15 protein-coding genes are annotated in these 14,847 nt (G+C 61.8%); 6 read left to right on the top strand and 9 right to left on the bottom strand.

Annotated elements, in window-relative coordinates; translation table 11 throughout:
• Nucleotides 1-8 precede the first annotated feature (8 nt).
• Complete coding sequence (sohB, locus tag HX866_RS25765; RefSeq protein WP_177104276.1) at nt 9-1,031, bottom strand: protease SohB; 1,023 nt, start codon at nt 1,029-1,031, stop codon at nt 9-11.
• Between the two features lie 205 nt (nt 1,032-1,236).
• On the opposite strand from sohB, the gene HX866_RS25760 reads away from it, so the two are divergent.
• The 5 genes from HX866_RS25760 to HX866_RS25740 all read left to right on the top strand — a co-directional run bounded on the left by HX866_RS25760 (nt 1,237) and on the right by HX866_RS25740 (nt 5,719).
• Entirely contained in the window at nt 1,237-1,947 is a 711-nt protein-coding gene (locus tag HX866_RS25760) for a histidine phosphatase family protein (protein ID WP_177140645.1), read from the top strand.
• A 62-nt stretch (nt 1,948-2,009) separates the two neighbouring features.
• Nucleotides 2,010-2,324 (top strand): SCP2 sterol-binding domain-containing protein, encoded by a 315-nt coding sequence (locus HX866_RS25755; protein WP_177097528.1) that lies wholly within the window; start codon nt 2,010-2,012, stop codon nt 2,322-2,324.
• A 328-nt stretch (nt 2,325-2,652) separates the two neighbouring features.
• A complete protein-coding gene (locus tag HX866_RS25750) occupies nt 2,653-3,720 on the top strand; it encodes a phosphotransferase family protein (RefSeq protein WP_177140644.1) in 1,068 nt (355 codons plus the stop codon).
• A gap of 26 nt (nt 3,721-3,746) precedes the next feature.
• Entirely contained in the window at nt 3,747-4,514 is a 768-nt protein-coding gene (locus HX866_RS25745) for an SDR family oxidoreductase (RefSeq protein ID WP_177097530.1), read from the top strand.
• 89 nt (nt 4,515-4,603) lie between these two features.
• Complete coding sequence (locus tag HX866_RS25740; protein WP_177140643.1) at nt 4,604-5,719, top strand: Gfo/Idh/MocA family protein; 1,116 nt, start codon at nt 4,604-4,606, stop codon at nt 5,717-5,719.
• A gap of 6 nt (nt 5,720-5,725) precedes the next feature.
• On the opposite strand, the gene HX866_RS25735 is transcribed toward HX866_RS25740, so the two are convergent.
• From HX866_RS25735 to HX866_RS25725, 3 genes are all read right to left on the bottom strand, one after another.
• On the bottom strand, nt 5,726-6,742 hold the full coding sequence (locus tag HX866_RS25735; RefSeq protein WP_177097532.1) for an ABC transporter substrate-binding protein: 1,017 nt from the start codon (nt 6,740-6,742) through the stop codon (nt 5,726-5,728).
• Nucleotides 6,743-6,847: 105 nt separating this feature from the next.
• Nucleotides 6,848-7,051, bottom strand: coding sequence for a hypothetical protein (locus HX866_RS25730; RefSeq protein ID WP_177097533.1), 204 nt, complete (start codon nt 7,049-7,051; stop codon nt 6,848-6,850).
• Nucleotides 7,051-7,518 (bottom strand): hypothetical protein, encoded by a 468-nt coding sequence (locus HX866_RS25725; protein WP_177097534.1) that lies wholly within the window; start codon nt 7,516-7,518, stop codon nt 7,051-7,053. The genes HX866_RS25730 and HX866_RS25725 overlap by 1 nt, the downstream gene beginning before the upstream one ends.
• Before the next feature lie 515 nt (nt 7,519-8,033).
• Between HX866_RS25725 and HX866_RS25720 the strand changes: the two genes are divergently transcribed.
• A complete protein-coding gene (locus HX866_RS25720; RefSeq protein ID WP_177097535.1) occupies nt 8,034-8,435 on the top strand; it encodes a hypothetical protein in 402 nt (133 codons plus the stop codon).
• Here the strand turns inward: HX866_RS25720 and HX866_RS25715 are convergent.
• From HX866_RS25715 to HX866_RS25695, 5 genes are all read right to left on the bottom strand, one after another.
• Nucleotides 8,432-9,841, bottom strand: coding sequence for a methyl-accepting chemotaxis protein (locus tag HX866_RS25715; RefSeq protein ID WP_371316760.1), 1,410 nt, complete (start codon nt 9,839-9,841; stop codon nt 8,432-8,434). The genes HX866_RS25720 and HX866_RS25715 overlap by 4 nt on opposite strands.
• Nucleotides 9,842-10,246: 405 nt before the next feature.
• Complete coding sequence (locus HX866_RS25710) at nt 10,247-10,651, bottom strand: TraR/DksA family transcriptional regulator (protein WP_100943636.1); 405 nt, start codon at nt 10,649-10,651, stop codon at nt 10,247-10,249.
• 264 nt (nt 10,652-10,915) lie between these two features.
• Complete coding sequence (locus HX866_RS25705) at nt 10,916-12,637, bottom strand: AMP-binding protein (protein WP_177104269.1); 1,722 nt, start codon at nt 12,635-12,637, stop codon at nt 10,916-10,918.
• 21 nt (nt 12,638-12,658) lie between these two features.
• On the bottom strand, nt 12,659-13,957 hold the full coding sequence (locus HX866_RS25700; protein ID WP_177140642.1) for an acetyl-CoA C-acetyltransferase: 1,299 nt from the start codon (nt 13,955-13,957) through the stop codon (nt 12,659-12,661).
• Nucleotides 13,954-14,847 carry a MaoC family dehydratase gene (locus HX866_RS25695; RefSeq protein WP_177140824.1) on the bottom strand — a complete coding sequence of 298 codons (894 nt, stop codon included), beginning with the start codon at nt 14,845-14,847 and terminating at the stop codon, nt 13,954-13,956. The genes HX866_RS25700 and HX866_RS25695 overlap by 4 nt, the downstream gene beginning before the upstream one ends.

Raw genomic sequence — 14,847 nt, 5'->3', positions numbered from 1 at the left:
GCAGGGACTTACCAGAAGCGTTGCTGGGTCAGGCGACTCCAGGCGTTGAGCAGCACACGCTCGATCGAGCCGCTGGCAGCCAACCCGACGCGCTCCTGGAGGCTCTTGCGTTCGGCGTAATGCAAGTGGAACAGCTCGGCGACCTTGGCACGCTCGGCCAGGTATTCGTCGCTGGTGCGCAGTTCGTCGACCAGTTGCTTGTCCAGCGCGGCAATACCCAACCAGACCTCGCCGGTGGCCACTTCGTCGATGGCCAGTTGCGGGCGGTAGCGGGAGACGAAGTTCTTGAACAATTGGTGGGTGATGTCCAGGTCTTCCTGGAACTTCTCGCGGCCCTTGTCGGTGTTCTCACCGAACACCGTCAACGTACGTTTGTATTCGCCGGCGGTCAGCACCTCGAAGTCGATATCGTGCTTCTTCAGCAGCTTGTTGACGTTAGGCAACTGTGCCACCACGCCGATGGAGCCGAGCACCGCAAAGGGGGCGCTGATGATCTTCTCGCCGATGCAAGCCATCATGTAGCCGCCACTGGCCGCGACCTTGTCGATGCAGATGGTCAGGGGCACGCCGGCCTGGCGGATACGGGCCAGTTGCGAGGAGGCCAGGCCATAGCTGTGGACCATGCCGCCGCCACTTTCCAGACGCAGCACCACTTCGTCCTTGGGGGTGGCCAGGGTCAGCAGGGCGGTGATTTCGTGACGCAGGCTTTCGGTCGCCGAAGCCTTGATATCGCCGTCGAAGTCCAGCACGAACACCCGTGGCTTGGCCTGCGGCTGTTTCTTCTGTTTCTTGTCGTCCTTGCCCTGTTGCTTGCGCAGGGCCTTGAGCTGTTCCTTGTCGAGCAGGGTCTGCTCCAGGCGTTCACGCAGGCCCTTGTAGAAATCGTTGAGCTTGCTGACCTGCAACTGGCCGGCGGACTTGCGCCGCCCTTTGCCGCGCAATGAAGCCGCGATGACCAGCACCACGACGATGGCGATGACCAGGGTAACGGTTTTAGCCAGAAAACTTGCGTACTCGGCAAGAAACTCCACGGTGACTCCTTAAAAACGGGGCTACCCCCGGCTTTGGGGGCGTGATGCCTCAAGCATACCGTCGGGGCAGCGCTGCGACCAGTTGTGGCACCGCCTGAATTGTGTCTCTAACAAACATTTCAAACGAGCGTATGTTTTTTCATTGACAGGCTTCCGGCATCCTCATAACCTCGCCAGACCTTCAACGTACCGGGACGACGCGGACGTGGGCAGCATCTATCTGATTCGACATGGCCAGGCCTCCTTCGGTGCAGACGACTACGACGTGCTGTCGCCGACCGGTGTGCGCCAGGCGCAGATCCTCGGCCGGCACCTGGCCGAACTGGGCCTGAGTTTCGACCGCTGCCTGGCCGGCGATCTGCGCCGCCAGCAGGATACCGCGTCCCTGGCCCTGGAACAGTTCACCCTCGCCGGCGTAGCGGTGCCGCCAGTGGAGATCGACCCGGCTTTCAACGAATTCGACGCTGACGCGGTAATCCGCGCGCTGTTGCCCGGCTTGCTGCCGGAAGAACCCGAAGCCCCGCACATCCTGCGCAACGCCGCGCAGAACCGGGGTGAGTTCCAACGCCTGTTCGCCCTGCTCATCGAGCGTTGGGTCGACGGCGGCCATGACACCCCGGGGCTGGAAAGCTGGCTGGGGTTTGTCGCCCGGGTCGAGGGCGGGTTGCAACGGATTCTCGAGCAAGCCGACAACCGCGAGAAAATCGCCGTGTTCACCTCAGGCGGGACCATCACCGCCCTGCTCCACCTGATCACCCGCATTCCAGCCAGGCAAGCCTTCGAGCTTAACTGGCAGATCGTCAACACCTCGCTCAACCAGCTGAAGTTTCGTGGTCGCGAGGTGGCCCTGGCTTCCTTCAACAGTCAAACGCACCTGCAACTGCTGAAGGCCCCGGAGCTGATCACCTTTCGATAAGCCCCGGCCAACGGTGACCCTTGTGGGGTCGTCTGCGTATTTACCCATAAAAGGATCGAACCATGACCTCTGTAGCCCACGCCGTAGAAGCAATGAAAGCCAAGTTCAACCCAGTTGCCGCTGCCGGCCTGGACGTTGTCTTCGGCTTCCGTATCGATGAGTCCCAGCACTTCTCGCTGATCGTCAAGAACGGCACCTGCGAACTGCTGGAAGGCGAAAACCCGGATGCCAACGTGACCCTGGTCACCGATGGCGAGACCATGAAAGGCATCGTCAGCGGCGAAACCGACGGCATGCAGGCGTTCATGGGCGGCAAGCTGCGCGTCGAAGGCGACATGATGCTGTCGATGAAGCTGAGCGAGCTGTTCCCGGCCTGATCCCCGCACCACGCCGACCCCATTGAGGGAACGGTGCCTGCCCGCGAAGAGGCCCTTGAGGCCGCCAAAAGCTTCGCGGGCAAGCGTCGTTCCCACAAGGTTATCCGGCGCTTTTCAGATTGAATGTTCTTGAGTGAACAACACGGCTTCCCCCGCTCTATTCCCCATGCTTGCCAAGCCCCACATTCCCTCTACGCTGGCCTATCAGGCACGCTGATCATCCTGCAACACCCCAGCCTATAACAGCAAACCACGCTTGTAGGCAGACAGGGCGAGCATTAGATTAGTCAATAATCTCTGGCCTCCAGAATAAGCAGAAGGGATAAGCATGACGCTTACTGACCAGTCCACCCGTATCCGTGCCGGCGAAGAGCTGGATGTCGGCTTGATCGATCCGTACCTCAAGGCACATATTCCGGGCCTGCACGGCCAGCCGAATATCAGCCAGTTCCCCGGCGGCGCCTCGAACCTGACCTACTTGATCCGCTACCCGGAACAGGAGTTTGTCCTGCGCCGGCCGCCGTTCGGTCACAAGGCCAAGTCGGCCCACGACATGGGCCGCGAGTTCCGCATCCTCAACCAGCTCAAGGACGGTTTCCCGTACTGCCCCAAGGCCTATGTGCACTGCACCGACGAATCGGTGATCGGCACCGAGTTCTATGTGATGCAACGGGTCGAGGGCATCATCCTGCGCTCCGATCTGCCGCCGGAACTGGGCCTGGATGCCGCGCAGACCGAAACCCTGTGCAAGAGCTTCATTGATCGCCTGGTTGAACTGCACCAGGTCGACTACACCGCCTGCGGCCTGGCTGACCTGGGCAAGCCCGAAGGCTACGTCGAACGGCAGATCCGCGGCTGGAGCGAGCGTTACGAAAGAGCCCTGACCCCTGACGCGCCCAGCTGGGAAACCGTGCGGGCCTGGCTCAACGACAAGATGCCCGCCGACCATCCGACCTCAAGCATCGTGCACAACGACTACCGCTTCGACAACGTGATCCTCGATCCCCACAACCCGATGCAGATTATCGGCGTGCTCGACTGGGAACTGACCACCATCGGCAATCCGCTGATGGACCTGGGCAACACCCTGGCCTACTGGATCGAAGCCGCCGATCCGGCGCCGGTGCAATTGATGCGCCGCCAGCCAAGCCATGCGCCCGGCATGCTGACCCGCCGCCAGTTCGTCGACTACTACGCCGAACGCTCGGGGATCGCCATCGACAACTTCGACTTCTACTACACCTACGGCCTGTTCCGCCTGGCCGGCATCGTGCAGCAGATCTACTACCGCTTCTTCCACGGCCAGACCCAGGACAAACGCTTCGCGCAGTTCATTCACATGAACAAGCTGCTGGAGCAGATGAGCCTGAAGGTCATCCATTCATCCAGCCTCTGACCGCGCCTACAACCAGGAAAATAACCATGTCCAAGACCCAGTTGTTCGACCTCGACGGCAAGATCGCCTTTGTTTCCGGCGCCAGCCGCGGTATCGGCGAGGCCATTGCCAAGCTGCTGGCCCAGCAAGGTGCCCATGTGATCGTCTCGAGCCGCAAGCTCGAAGGCTGCCAGCACGTCGCCGATGCCATCATCGCCGACGGCGGCAAAGCCACGGCCATCGCCTGTCATATCGGTGAAATGGAGCAGATCAGCCAAGTCTTCGCCGGTATCCGCGAACAGTTCGGGCGCCTGGACATCCTGGTCAACAATGCCGCCACCAACCCGCAGTTCTGCAATGTGCTGGACACCGACCTCGGCGCCTTCCAGAAAACCGTCGACGTGAACATCCGCGGCTACTTCTTCATGTCCGTGGAAGCCGGCAAGCTGATGCGCGAGCACGGCGGTGGCAGCATCATCAACGTGGCCTCGATCAACGGCATTTCCCCGGGGATTTTCCAGGGCATCTATTCGGTGACCAAGGCGGCCGTGATCAACATGACCAAGGTCTTCGCCAAGGAATGCGCGCAGTTCGGTATTCGCTGCAACGCCCTGCTGCCAGGCCTGACCGACACCAAGTTCGCCTCGGCACTGGTCAGCAACGAAGCGATCCTCAAGACCGCCCTGCAACAGATTCCCCTCAAGCGGGTCGCCGCACCGAGCGAAATGGCCGGGGCCGTGCTGTACCTGGCCAGCGATGCCTCCAGCTACACCACCGGCGTGGCGCTGAACGTGGACGGTGGTTTTCTGTCCTGATTATGAAATAAAAATTCCACAACTTGAATTTATTGAATTTAAATTCTATAAATAGCCCTTCCTGAAAATAATAATCAGAGGGTGCGTCGATGGACGAGTTGGGAATTGGCTTGATCGGCACGGGCTTCATGGGCCGTGCCCACGCGCTGGCATTTCACAATGCCAGCGCCGTATTCGAACTGCCGCTGAAGCTGCGCCTGGTGGCGCTGGCGGATGCCGATCTCCAGCGTGCCGAATCCTGTGCCAAGGCCTGGGGTTTCGAGCAGGCCTACGGCGACTGGCAACAGCTGATTGGCGATCCTCGGGTTGGCGTAGTGGCCATCACCACCCCCAATCACCTGCACTTCCCCATGGCCATGGCCGCCCTCGCGGCGGGCAAGGCGGTGTACTGCGAAAAACCCCTGGCGGTCGACCTGGACCAGGCGACCCGGATGCGTGACGCGGCCCGACAGGCCGGCGTGGTTACCCGCGTGGGCTACAACTACCAACACAACCCGATGATCGACCTGGCCCGGGAGCTGATCCAGAGCGGCGAGCTGGGAGAGATCATCGGTTTCCAAGGTGAATTCAGCGAAGATTTCATGGCCGACCCCGCCTCGCCCTGGTCCTGGCGCTGCGAAGCACAACATGCCGGCGGCGCCCTGGCCGATCTGGGCAGCCATCTGCTGGCCATGGCCCGTTATCTGCTCGGCGATATCACCGCCGTCTGCGCCGACACCCGCACCGTCCATCCGCAGCGCCCCGCCACTGCCGGCAGCCTGGAGACCTGTCCGATTGCCGTGGATGACCAGGTCCACGCCCTGCTGCGCTTCGCCAATGGTGCCCGGGGAGCAATCAGCAGCAGCTGGCTCAAGCATGGCTACAAGAACCACCTGAGCTTCGAAATCAGCGGCACCCGCGGCACCCTGGCCTTCGACCAGGAGCGCCTGAACGAACTGCAACTCTGCCGCGCCGGCCAGAACGGCTTCCAACGCCTGCTGGCCGGGCCGCATCTGCCCCGTTACGCGGCCTTCAGCCCCGCCGCCGGCCATCAGCTGGGTTACAACGAACTCAAGACCCTGGAGGTCCAGGCGCTGATCGAGGCGTTGGCCGGTCGAGGCCAGACGGGCACCGACTTCGAAGAGGCCTGGCAGGTGGAGCGCCTGGCGACGACCATCCGCCGGGCGGCCAAGGAGCAGCGCTGGATCGATGTCAGCGAGTTGTAATAGCTGTCACTTGAGGCTGGCGGCGACCTTGCTGGCCACATCCCCGGGCAGCCAGGCCTTCCAGACTTCAGGATGGGCCTTGAGAAATGCCTGCGTCACCTCCCGTGGCGGCAGGCGCTCCTCGCTCATCTTCGCCAACGCCTGGTTCAATACATCAATCGGCAGGTCGACCTTGGTGAAAAATGCCACCAGTTGCGGGTATTGCCCCTTGAACGGTGTCGAGACACCAATGCTCAGCTTCGAGGCCAGGGAACGGCTCGGCTTGGGGTCGGGATTATTCGGGTCAGTCAGGGTTTTCCAGGCTTCGGCGTCGAAGGCCGGCTCCTCCAACTGGACCAGCTTGAACTTGCCCAGCAGCGGCGTCGGCGACCAGTAATAGAACAGAATCGGTTTGCCACGGCGAATCGACGAGGTGATTTCCGCATCCAGCGCGGCCCCGGAACCGCTGCGAAAGTTCACATAACTGTCGGTCAGGCCGTAGGCCTTGAGTTTCTGCTGGTTGACGATTTCCGATGTCCAGCCGATCGGGCTGTTGAGAAAGCGTCCTTTGTCCGGGGATTCCGGGTCGCGGAAGACATCCTTGTAACGAGCCAGGTCGGCGACCCCGTGCAGGTCCGGCGCCAGGGGCTTGATGCCACGCTCCGGATCGCCCTTGATCACGTACTCGGGCACCCACCAGCCCTCGGTGGCGCCCTTGACGGTATCGCCAACCGCCGCGACCTCGCCCGCCGCTTCAGCCTTGACCCACACCGGACTGCGTCCGGCCCACTCCTCACCGATCACCTGGATATCATTCTTGGCCAGGGCGGTTTCCAGGGTCACGGTGGTGCCCGGCAGCATATCGGTCGGCAGGCCGTAACCTTTTTCGACGATGTAACGCAGGATGTCGGTAATCAGGCTGCCACTTTCCCAGTTCAGATCGGCAAAGTGGATCGGCTGGGCAGCAGCCCGAACCGGAAGCGACGTGGCGCTGACACAGAGTACGGCCAGGGCACTGGCAATCAGCGCGCGAAATCTTTTCATGGAGTTACCTCAATCGCAGGTCGTCTATCGGGGAAAAGTCCGAAAGCCCGGAAATATTCAGTCAGCTGAACTGTAGTAGAGGTTCCCGTATTGATGCGCCAGCGATCAGTGAGTATCTGGCGACTGAAGTTGCTGCAACTCACGTCGGACCATACTGACATACTCGGCAGGCCCCAAGGCATAGAGTTGCGCCGCGACCCAGTTGAGCCAGGCGCCCTGCAGTTCAGTCTTGCGCTCGAACAGCCGGCGGGCTTCGGCACTGGCCTGCTGCACATGCTGGCGATGGAACTCGGCCCGGGTCGAACTCATTACTCGCTGGCCTTGAACGTCAGTTCACCCTTGCGCCAGCGCGCGGCCTTCTTGGTCACGTCCTTGAGGGTCTTGCTCAAGGTACCCTGCAACTGTTCATGGGCGGCAAAGACCATCACCACGGTATGCCCTTCCTTGAACACAATGCCAAAACCTTCCGGCACGGTGACATAGGCATAGTCGCCCAGGCCGTAGACGGTCAGTTTGATCTCGCGAAACTTGATATCGAACTTGCCGCCTTCGCGACTGGGCAGTACCGCGGCGCGAAAGTGATCGCCGACTTTCAGTTCCAGGTGCTGCTTGTCATCGACCACCAGGGAGGTTTCGGTGTCGATCTCGGCAATGTAGATGCCTTCGGCGTTTTGTTCGGTGATATAGACGAAACGCGATTGAAACTGCTTGACCAGCTTGGCCCGAAGATCACCCAGTACAAACAGTGCGTGCATATCCAGATTACTGACTGCCAACGAAAAGTCCTCAAACTCGAAAAATGAAGCCGCCCGGCGAATGTCAGGCAACACAAAAAGATCGGTCACTGCCGTCGGTTACCGAATAGAAAGCCCTGATGTTTACCCGCGCAGCCTGGCGATACTCACCGGTGCGCAGAAAGCCTAATGGATGCAAGGTCCCATGACTTCTGCGAAGTGTCATCAGCGCTTGAAGGAAAACACCGCATTGCACCGATCAAGGGAAACCGGCAACTGAATTTGCGAGGAAAGGCCTTCTTGAAAAAAAGTAATTTCCGACATGCAGGTTGCAAAAAATGCCCTGGATGAAATCAGCCCCTGGGCATTGGAAGTGATTCTAGAACACGTCAGGCCATTCGGGCCAATCAAACTACCCGTGGGCAGCATCTTACAAGACAAAAAGTACCCGATTGTGTCCAGTCTGTCGCAAATACCCTGCACAAGCATCATCCGACACTACAGAACGCCGTCTCGCGGTCGATAAGCTGGCAAGCGTCATTCCAGGAGTATCGCCGATGATCAACTTGAATGCTTCCTTGATCCCGTCCGCCTTTCTGCTGTCCTCCAGCGAAGACAGCGGCAGTTCCACCAGCCGTCTTTCGTCTGACCCGCTGCTGGGTGACGACAGTGGAACGAATCTGCTGAAAGACAGCCTGGCGGCCAATGACAAGGCGGCGAAAGATCGGGTCAAAAAACTTCGCGCACAGATCGAGCAACTGCAGCAAAAACTGCGCAGGGCCAACGCGCACCTGGCCGCCACCAAAAGCGGCCACCACCCCGACGCAGCAGCGCGCGACGCCGCGGTCCAGCCCGCCAAGGCCCAGGTCGCCGCCATCGGTGCCGCGCTGAACGGCACCAGCACCGCGCTGTTCATGGCGGAAAAGCTGATGGCCGGCATGGTGGATACCACCGCTTAGCTTTGCGGTTTGTAGCCCAGGCGCAGGCCGCCCCAATGCCGGCCCTTGACCATGATCGGCACCGACAGGTCATGCATCAACTCTCCCGTGTCACGGGTGTAGGTCTGCAATAGCACCGGCTGTTGATGGCTGCCACAGCGGATCCCGGTACGGTCATCGAACTTGCGCTTGGTGCGATTGTGCAGCGTGTCCTGCTTCGGATCGCCGCTCAAGGGCTGGCAAAACGCCTGGTTATGGGTCGGCACATAGCCCTGGGGCGTGCAGGCAATGGCAAACACCAAACCTTCATGACGAGCCAGCAACGGCTCCTGGATCGCCGGCAGGACCTGATCGGTGTAACGATCGAAGCGCGTCTGGTATTTGGCTGGCGAGGTATTGGCGATCGGCTGGTAAGTACGGTCGAACAGGTCATCAAGGCTGATGCGACGCTGTTCGATATCCGCCTCGAAGCGCGCGGCAATCTGGCCGGCCCCTTCGCGGGCCAGGTCGTAGACCCGTTGGTGGTAGTCATCCAGGCCAACCTCGGCCAAGCGCTGGCTGATGATCTCGGCCTGCCCTTCCATCTGGATCGCCGCCTGGGTCAGATGACGGGTCTGCTGGTCGCTGACGGCCAGGTCGCCGCGCATCTGCTCCACGGCCGTAAACAGGCTGTCCAGTTGCTCACGATTGCTCTGCGCACCGCGGGCGATCTCGCCCACCTGCGCCTCGACACTGGCGGCCAGGCCGGCGATATTCGCCAGGTGCCGACCGGTATCCTCGACCTGCTCCACACCGCCGTCCAGGTCCTGGGCCAGTTGGCGAATCTGCTCGACGACCTGGGTGGTGCGCTGCTGGATATCGGCCACCATGACCCCGACCTCATCGGTCGCCGTGGCGGTACGCCCGGCCAGCCCGCGCACTTCGTCGGCGACCACGGCAAAACCGCGACCATGCTCACCGGCCCGCGCCGCCTCGATCGCGGCGTTAAGGGCCAGCAGGTTGGTCTGGCTGGCGATGGCCTGGATCACCAGGGTCACCCGCTGGATTTCCTCGCTGCGCAGGCTCAGGGCCTCGATCAGCTCGCGGCTGGCATTGGCCTGCTGGCTGAGCCGGTGCATGCGGCCGATGGACTCCGCCAGCACCGTATGCCCCTCGGCACTGCTGCTACGGGCTTCACTGGCCGAGCCCAGGGCTTGCTGGCTCAGGTGCGAAGTGGTCTGCTCGGTGTTGATCACCTGTTCGGCACTGGCGACAATCTGCGCCGCGGCACTGAGCTGCGACTGCACCTTGCCGGCCAGTTGCTTGACCGAAAAGGCCACGCCAGCGGCGGACAGGGCGTTATGACTGGTGGTATGGGAAAGATCGCGAGTCAATTGCGCCAGGGCATCGCCGCCGCTCTGCACGACTAACGCCTGTGCCTGGCGCATCCGCAGGCGCGGTAGCCAGATCAGTAACAGCGCCAAGGGCAGGCAAGCCCCCAGGGGCCAGCCGGCAAAGGCCATGGCCGACAACAACAGCACCAGTCCCACGCTCTGTATCAACGGCATGAGCCAACGCAGCGGCGGTTTCGCTTGCACCTCCACGTGCGCCCCGACCCCAGGCAGAATTCCTTCTCCAGACATGTGCTTACCCACCCTGAGCTTCTAATTGTTTTTTGCATTAAACGCCACTATGGGGCCATTAGCCATGGTCCGTTAGTTGTAGGCGTACGCATCAACGATAGTTGCTGTGGGGCGGGGTGGAGGTGGGTTTACCGGCGCGGGACGATGACGCGGCCAGGAGCACCGCGTCGTCCGAATCGCCGGCAAGCCGGCGCTCGCAAGGGGCAGCGATCAGGCTTGGCGCTGATGCTTGTCGATCTGCTCGTGACGTTCCTGAGCTTCGATGCAGTACTTGGTGGTCGGGCTGATCAGCAGGCGCTTGAGGCCGATTGCCTCGCCGCTGTCGTCGCACCAGCCGAAGGAGTCATCGTTGATGCGCAGCAGCGCCTGTTCCAGCTGCGGCAGCATGCGCTGGTCGCGGTCGATGGCGTTCACCAGCCAGGTGCGTTCTTCTTCAACGGAAGCGGCGTCAGCCGGGTCAGCCGGGGTATCGAGACTCTCGATGGCAATACGGTTCTGCTCGATACGCTCGTGGGTTTCGACTTTCATCGCTTGCAACAGCTCGGTAAAGAAAGCCAGTTGCTCGGCGTTCATGTAGTCGTCCGCCGGCATGGCCAGCAACTTTTCCTTTGTCATTGATTTCTCTATAGAAAATACGTGCATTAAGGCGAATTAGGGAGCGTTCTGCACACCTGAGGGGATGCACAGAAAGGCGCCGTCCATTCCAAGCGCCACCCGGCACTCAATTTACGAGGGGCGGCAGTCTAAGGCCGAGTTATCGAGTCAGCAACTGAAATGACAGCAAAAACGTCCGATGCGCCCACACGGGCGCTCTGGCGCCCGTCCTGTGGAGACGTATCGGAGTGTGTTTATAACAAGAAATTCACTGCAAAGCGTCAGTTAAGGAGACAAATGGTCACGCAACGCGCGACGTAGCACTTTGCCCACCGTGGTCTTGGGCAGCTCTTCGGTACGAAACTCGACAATCCGCGGCACCTTGTACCCCGTCAGGGACTCTCGGCAATGTGCCAGCAACTGGGCCTCAGTCAAGGCCGGGTCCTTGCGCACCACGAAGATCTTCACCCGCTCGCCGGTGACCTGATCGGCCACGCCGATGGCCGCCACCTCCGCAACGCCGGGGTGCAAGGCGACCACGTCTTCGATCTCGTTGGGGTACACATTGAAGCCCGACACCAGGATCATGTCCTTCTTGCGATCCACCAGACGAATAAAGCCCTGCTCGTTCATCACCCCGATATCGCCGGTCGACAGCCAGCCGGCCCGGTCCAGCACCTCGGCGGTCTCCTCGGGCCGCTGCCAGTAACCTTTCATCACCTGCGGGCCACGAACCTGCAACTCACCCTCCTCGCCAAGCGCTGCCAGCTCGCCGTCTTCACGCATGAAGCGCACCCAGGTCGAGGGCAATGGCACGCCGATGGTCCCGCTGAAATCGCCCTCGCGCATCCGGGCAATGTCGATAGGGCTGATGCTGACCACCGGTGAACATTCGGTCAGCCCGTAGCCTTCGATGATCGGCACCCCCGTCACCTCTTTCCAGCGCCGGGCCACGGCGGTGTGGGTGGCCATGCCGCCGGCGATGGCCAGCTTCAGATCGGAAAAGTCGCGGCCACGAAATTCCGCGTTGTCCAGCAACCCGTTGAACAGGGTATTGACCCCGACGATGCCGCTGAACTTCTCCTTGCGCAGGATCATCTGCACCCGTTTCACATCCCGGGGGTTGGCGATCAGGATATTGCGCCCGCCCAGGCACATGAACATCAGGCAGTTCACCGTCAGCGACAGCACGTGATACAGCGGCAACAGGGTGACATTGGTTTCCTGCTGGTCCTCATCCAGTTGATTGCCGACCCAGGCCTTGGCCTGCATCAGGTTGGCGAGAATATTGCGATGGGTGAGCATCGCACCTTTGGCATTCCCCGTGGTGCCGCCGGTGTACTGCAGGAAGGCAATGTCATCGTGGGCCAACTTGACCTTCCTGGCCTGCAGCGTCGCGGCCTGCTTCATCATCCGTGGAAAGCGGATCGCCCCCGGCAGATGGAAACGCGGCACCTGCTTCTGGACATGCCGCAACACGAAGTTCAAGGCCGCGCCCTTGAACGTCCCCACCAGGTCGCCGATCGCCGCCACCACGACGTTTTTCAGCGAGCTGCCAGGCATCGCCTGTTCCAGGGTGTGGGCGAAGTTCTCGAAGATCACCACGGTCTCGGCGCCGCTGTCCTTGAGCAAGTGCCTGAGCTCATGGGCGGTGTACAACGGATTGACGTTGACCACCACGGCCCCCACCAGCAAGGTGCCGAACAGGCAGATCGGGTATTGCAGGCAGTTGGGCATCATCAGCGCCACCCGGTCGCCCTTCGCCACCCCCCGCGATTGCAGCCAGGCGGCGAAGGCAAAGGCCCGCTGCTCCCATTCGACATAGCCCATCTCGGTGCCGATGCTGACGTAGGCGACGCGCTCGCGGTACTTCTCCATATGCTCGAGAAACACCTCGCGCAGCGACGGGTAACGGTCGATCTCGCTTTCGATGTCGGCGGGAACCCCCGGCTGGTAGGCGCTCAACCAGACGCGCTGGTCGATGTTGTGCAGGTTGGCGACGCTCATGACACTCTCCTTGTTATTGTTTTATTTTTCGACGATAGCGGTCACACCCAGCCCCCCGGCGGCACAGACGGAAATCAGTCCACGGCCCTGGCCGCGCTCGTCAATCGCCTTGGCCAGGGTTGCCAGGAGCCGCCCGCCGGTGGCGGCAAACGGGTGTCCGCAGGCCAGGGAGCCGCCATTGACGTTGAGCTTGCTGCGCTCGATCGTTCCCAGCGCCCCGTCGAGGCCCAGGCGCTCACGGCAATATTCGGGGTCTTCCCAGGCCTTCAGGGTGCAGAGCACCTGGGCGGCAAAGGCTTCGTGGATTTCGTAGAAATCAAAGTCCTGCAACGTCAGGCCTTCGCGGGCGAGCATCCGCGGCACGGCGTAGGCCGGCGCCATCAGCAGGCCCTCGGTGCCGTCGACAAAATTCACCGCCGCGGTTTCGCCGGTACGCAGGTACGCCAGCACCCGCTGGTTGTTCGCCTCGGCCCACTCCTCGCTGGCCAGCAGGACCACCGAGGCACCGTCGGTCAGCGGTGTCGAGTTGCCGGCGGTCAGGGTGCCGCTGCGTTTGTCGTAGGCCGGCCCCAGGCCCGCGAGTCTCTCCAGGCTGGCATCGGCACGCAGGTTGTTATCGCGTTTCAGCCCACGATAAGGGCTGATCAGATCATCGAAAAAACCGCGTTTGTAGGCAGCATCGAGGTGCTGGTGACTGCTCAGCGCCAGCTCATCCTGGGCCAGTCGGCGGATCTGCCAGCGCTTGGCCATTTCCTCGCAATGCTCGCCCATGGACAATCCGGTGCGCGGTTCGCCGTTGCGTGGCAAAAGTGGCTTGAAGAACATCCCCGGATGGACTCCGAGCAGACTGCGCAATTTATCGCCCAGACCCTTGGAACGGTTGGCCCGCAGGAGAATCTGGCGCAGGGCTTCATTGATTGCGATGGGCGCGTCTGAAGTGGTATCGGCGCCGCCGGCAATCCCCACGTCGATCTGCCCCAGGGCAATCTTGTTGGCCACCAGCAACGCCGCCTCAAGACCGGTGCCGCAGGCTTGCTGCACATCGTAGGCCGGGGTCTGCGGCGACAACGTGGTGGACAACAGGGATTCGCGAGCCAGATTGAAATCCCGCGAATGCTTGATCACCGCCCCGGCGGCGAATTCCCCCAGGCGTTTGCCCTCAAGGCCGTGGCGATCGATCAAGCCCTGCAAGGCGGCCACCAGCAGGTCCTGGTTGCTGTCCTGGGCGTAAACCGTATTGGAACGGGCGAACGGAATCCGATTGCCACCGAGGATGGCGACCCGACGCACCGGCGCCGGGTTGAAAGCGTAGGTACTCATGACTGATCTCCGCCCATAAAGAGTCCGCGCATATGCGGCTTGTCGCCTGCTTCATTGCGCACTTCGAATGCATGGCGCGAACCGCTTGGCGGTACATTCCACAGCGTCGCGCTGCCGGGCAGGAAGATCGGCAGCTTGAACTCACAGTTCAGCTCCGCGGCGGCCAGCGGCTTGGGCGGTTGTTGCGCCGCCAGCGCCCGGCCCAGGGTCCACATGCCATGGGCAATGGGTCGCGGAAAGCCGAACAGGCGCGCCCCCAGCCAGGAGGTATGGATTGGATTGTAATCACCGCCGATCCGGGCAAAACGCCGGCCCAGGTCCGCCGACAACGACCAGCGCTGGGTCCGCACCAGGGCGGCTTCGTCGAACGTCAAGACGCCCTGCCAGGGCTCGCCCTGGGGCGCGGCCACGCCACGACGCAGGTACAGGCTTTCGCTTTCCCAGACCAGGCTGCCGCCACCTTTGGCCCGGGTGACGATCAGCACCGCCTGGCCCTTGGGGTGCGCCACCCAACGCTCGCAATGCACTTCCAGGCGCAAGGCCTGCCCGGCCTCCAGCCCCTGGTACTGGCGAATGCGATTGGCCAGATGGATCATGCCGCTGGCTGGCCAGGGAAAAGCCGGGCTGGTCAACAGCAGCAAATGCAGGGGCAAGGCCAGGTTATGGGGAAACGACAACGGCACCCCGTGCTCGGGGCGAAAACCGCAGGCGCGGGCATAACGGCTAATGTCCGCCGCCACCAGCTCTACCGCCGGACGCACCAGTCGCTCGTCGGGCAAACGCGGCGGCCCCTCGAGCTTGGGTTTGCGCAAGCTGCGCAGGCCAAGCCAGAGCAGGCGGAGGCCGGAAGGCGGCGGGTCGATAAGACGAATCGAGGAATCGGCTTTCAT

This window comes from Pseudomonas gingeri, from assembly GCF_013386165.1.
Classification (GTDB): domain Bacteria; phylum Pseudomonadota; class Gammaproteobacteria; order Pseudomonadales; family Pseudomonadaceae; genus Aquipseudomonas; species Aquipseudomonas gingeri_C.
This window is presented reverse-complemented; position numbering and strand designations above follow the sequence as displayed.